1 protein-coding gene and 1 pseudogene are annotated in these 4,627 nt (G+C 52.3%); both read right to left on the reverse strand.

All coding sequences use genetic code 11. The annotated features are described in order from the left end of the window. Positions 1 to 551, reverse strand: a pseudogene (locus FT726_RS26030) (DNA-directed RNA polymerase subunit beta'); the annotation flags it as partial. Between the two features lie 77 nt (positions 552 to 628). Further along, positions 629 to 4,627: DNA-directed RNA polymerase subunit beta (gene rpoB, locus FT726_RS26035; RefSeq protein ID WP_346303715.1), on the reverse strand; the 3,999-nt coding region annotated here is incomplete at its 5' end.

Consider the following 4,627-nt stretch of genomic DNA (forward strand, 5'->3'; position numbering starts at 1 on the left):
GCTTCTGCACCCATCTTCGCGTCGAATTCGTCACCGAACTCTTCCAGCGCATCAAGGTACTGCTCTTCGGTCAGAATCTGACGTTTTTCCAGGTTGGTCATACCGCCTTCGATCACAACATAAGATTCGAAGTACAGTACGCGCTCGATATCACGCAGTGGCATATCCAGCAGTAAGCCGATACGCGAAGGCAGTGATTTCAGGAACCAAATGTGCGCAGTTGGTGAAGCCAGTTCAATGTGGCCCATGCGCTCACGACGGACTTTGGTCTGTGTAACTTCAACGCCACACTTCTCACAGATCAGGCCACGATGTTTTAAACGCTTGTACTTACCGCACAGGCATTCGTAATCTTTTACCGGCCCAAAGATACGGGCGCAGAAAAGACCGTCACGCTCCGGCTTGAAGGTACGGTAGTTAATGGTTTCTGGCTTTTTAACTTCACCAAAAGACCATGAACGGATCATATCTGGCGAAGCCAGAGCGATCTTGATCGCATCAAACTCTTCGGTCTTAGTTTGCGCTTTCAGAAACTTAAGTAAGTCTTTCACGGATTAGCTCCCGTCGGAGTGGAACTCTCAGGGACGCCCACCGAAGTGCGCGTCCCGTAACCAGTACTTACGAGTGCTTACTCGTCTTCCAGCTCGATGTTGATACCCAGCGAGCGGATCTCTTTCAACAGTACGTTGAAGGATTCCGGCATGCCCGGTTCCATCTGATGGTTGCCATCGACGATGTTTTTATACATCTTCGTACGGCCATTCACGTCATCAGACTTAACGGTCAGCATTTCCTGCAGGGTATAAGCAGCACCGTATGCTTCCAGTGCCCACACTTCCATCTCACCGAAGCGCTGACCACCGAACTGCGCTTTACCACCCAGCGGCTGCTGAGTAACAAGGCTGTACGAGCCAGTTGAACGGGCGTGCATCTTGTCGTCGACCAGGTGGTTCAGTTTCAGCATGTACATGTAACCTACGGTTACCTGACGCTCAAACTGCTCACCGGTACGGCCGTCGAACAGAGTGATCTGGCCAGAAGCTGGCAGACCGCCGAGCTGCAGCAGCTCTTTGATCTCGCTCTCTTTCGCACCATCAAACACTGGCGTTGCGATTGGCATACCTTTTTTCAGGTTCTCAGCCAGACGCAGAACTTCGTCGTCAGTGAAGGTGTTCAGATCGACTTTCTGACGCACATCGGTGCCCAGATCGTAAGCACGCTGGATAAACTCACGCAGTTTGGCGACTTCTTCCTGCTTCTTCAGCATCGCATTGATTTTCTCACCAATGCCTTTAGCCGCCATACCCAGGTGGGTTTCCAGGATCTGACCGATGTTCATACGTGACGGTACGCCCAGCGGGTTCAGTACGATGTCGACCGGCGTGCCGTTCTCATCGTAAGGCATATCTTCGATCGGGTTGATCTTAGAGATAACACCTTTGTTACCGTGACGACCTGCCATCTTGTCACCAGGCTGGATCTGACGTTTAACCGCCAGGTACACTTTCACGATTTTCAGCACGCCTGGTGCCAGATCATCGCCCTGAGTGATTTTGCGACGCTTAGCTTCGAGTTTCTTCTCAAACTCGTGCTTCAGCTCGTCATACTGCTCAGCCAGCTGCTCGAGAGAATTTTGCTTCTCTTCGTCAGTCAGGCCCAGCTCCAGCCAGCGCTCGCGTGGCAGTTTGTCCAGCTTCTCAGCTTCAACGCCACCCGAGATCAGTACCGCCTGAATACGGCTGAACAAGCCCGCTTCGAGGATCTGCAGTTCTTCAGACAGGTCTTTCTTAGCCTGCTTCAGCTGCATCTCTTCGATTTCCAGCGCACGTTTGTCTTTTTCTACGCCATCGCGAGTAAAGACTTGAACGTCGATAACCGTACCGGAAACACCGTTAGGAACACGCAGAGAAGAGTCTTTAACGTCAGACGCTTTCTCACCGAAGATCGCACGCAGCAGTTTCTCTTCTGGCGTCAGCTGAGTTTCGCCTTTCGGCGTCACTTTACCGACCAGAATGTCACCACCGGTCACTTCCGCACCGATATACACGATACCGGATTCATCCAGTTTGGAGAGTGCAGCTTCACCCACGTTCGGGATGTCAGCGGTGATCTCTTCTGGCCCCAGCTTGGTGTCACGAGACACACACGCCAGTTCCTGGATGTGGATAGTGGTGAAACGGTCTTCCTGGACAACACGCTCAGAAACGAGGATGGAGTCTTCGAAGTTGTAACCGTTCCATGGCATGAACGCCACGCGCATGTTCTGACCCAGCGCCAGTTCACCGAGATCGGTAGACGGGCCATCTGCCAGCACGTCGCCACGTTCGATTGGCTCACCCAGGGACACACATGGCATCTGGTTGATGCAGGTGTTCTGGTTAGAACGGGTGTACTTGGTCAGGTTGTAGATGTCGATACCCGCTTCGCCCGGATACATCTCATCTTCGTTAACTTTGATAACGATACGAGAAGCATCAACGTACTGAACGGAACCGCCACGTTTCGCTACGGCAGTTACACCGGAGTCAACCGCTACTGCGCGTTCCATACCCGTACCGACCAGCGGCTTATCAGCGCGCAGGGTTGGTACTGCCTGACGTTGCATGTTCGCACCCATCAAGGCGCGGTTAGCATCATCGTGCTCCAGGAATGGAATCAGTGACGCACCGACTGAAACGACCTGTTGGGTCGAAACGTCCATGTAGTCAACTTGATCACGACTGAACAGGCTTGATTCACCTTTGCTACGGCAAGTGACGAGATCGTCAACAAAGCTACCGTCTTCAGCAAGGTTGGTGTTCGCCTGAGCGATAACGTAGTTACCCTCTTCGATTGCAGAGAGGTAATGAATTTCATCACTCACTTTGCCATCTACCACGCGACGATACGGAGTCTCAAGGAAGCCGTATTCGTTAGTCTGCGCGTAAACAGAAAGGGAGTTGATCAGACCGATGTTCGGACCTTCTGGCGTTTCGATTGGGCACACACGACCGTAGTGGGTTGGGTGTACGTCACGCACTTCGAAGCCTGCACGCTCACGCGTCAGACCGCCTGGGCCCAGGGCAGAGATACGACGCTTATGCGTGATCTCAGACAACGGGTTGTTCTGATCCATAAACTGGGACAGCTGGCTTGAACCGAAGAACTCTTTCACCGCCGCCGAAATAGGCTTGGCGTTGATCATGTCCTGAGGCATCAGGGTATCGAGGTCGCCCAGAGACAGACGCTCTTTAACAGCACGCTCAACACGCACCAGACCCACACGGAACTGGTTCTCAGCCATCTCACCGACTGAACGGATACGACGGTTGCCGAGGTGGTCGATATCATCGACTTCGCCAATACCGTTACGAATGCCGATCAGTTTCTTCATCACTTCGATGATGTCGTCTTTGCTCAGAATACCTGAACCTTCGATTTCATCACGCAGCAGTGAACGGTTGAACTTCATACGGCCAACTGCAGACAGATCGTAACGATCTTCTGAGAAGAACAGGTTCTCGAACAGGTTCTCTGCAGCTTCGCGCGTTGGCGGCTCACCAGGACGCATCATACGGTAGATCTCAACCAGCGCGCTCAGGCGATCGTTGGTTGGGTCAACACGCAGGGTCTCTGAAATGTATGGACCGTGATCCAGGTCGTTGGTGAACAGCGTTTCAATGCGTTTGTGGCCTGACTGGCTCAGTTTAGCCAGCAGATCCAGAGAAAGTTCCATGTTCGCAGGAACGATCAGTTCACCGGTGTTCAGATCGACGTAGTCTTTAGCGACCACTTTGCCAGCGATGTATTCAACCGGTACTTCGATGTGCTGAATACCGTCTTTTTCCAGCTGGCGAATATGTCGCGCAGTGATGCGACGACCTTTCTCAACGTAGACCGTGCCATTGGCTTCGATATCGAAGCTGGCGGTTTCACCACGCAGGCGCTCAGGCACCAGTTCCATCTGCAGTTTGTTATCGCGGATTTCATACACCACTTTATCAAAGAACAGATCAAGGATTTGTTCAGTGGTGTAGTGCAGCGCGCGCAGAATGATACTGGCCGGCAGCTTACGGCGACGGTCAATACGGACGAAGAGGTTGTCTTTCGGGTCGAATTCGAAGTCGAGCCATGAACCACGGTAAGGGATGATACGTGCGTTATACAGCACTTTACCAGACGAGTGCGTCTTACCCTTATCGCTGTCAAAGAACACGCCAGGACTACGATGCAGCTGAGAAACAATAACACGCTCAGTACCGTTGATAACAAAGGTACCGTTGTCGGTCATGAGTGGAATTTCACCCATGTACACTTCTTGTTCTTTGATGTCTTTTACGGTGCCTTCCGGCGCTTCACGCTCGTAGATCACCAGACGCAGTTTCACGCGCAGCGGTGCCGAGTAGGTCACGCCACGGATCTGACATTCAGTTACGTCAAAGACCGGCTCGCCCAAACGGTAGCTGACATACTGCAACTCAGAGTTGCCGCTGTAGCTTGAGATTGGGAATACGGAGCGGAAGGCAGCTTCCAGACCGTATTGGCCTTCTGGATCTTGCTCGATAAACTTCTGGAACGAGTCAAGCTGGATAGAAAGGAGATAAGGTATGTCCAGAACTTGTGGACGTTTACCAAAATCCTTACGAAT

This window comes from Pantoea sp. Morm (genome assembly GCF_016643525.1).
Taxonomy (GTDB): domain Bacteria; phylum Pseudomonadota; class Gammaproteobacteria; order Enterobacterales; family Enterobacteriaceae; genus Pantoea; species Pantoea dispersa.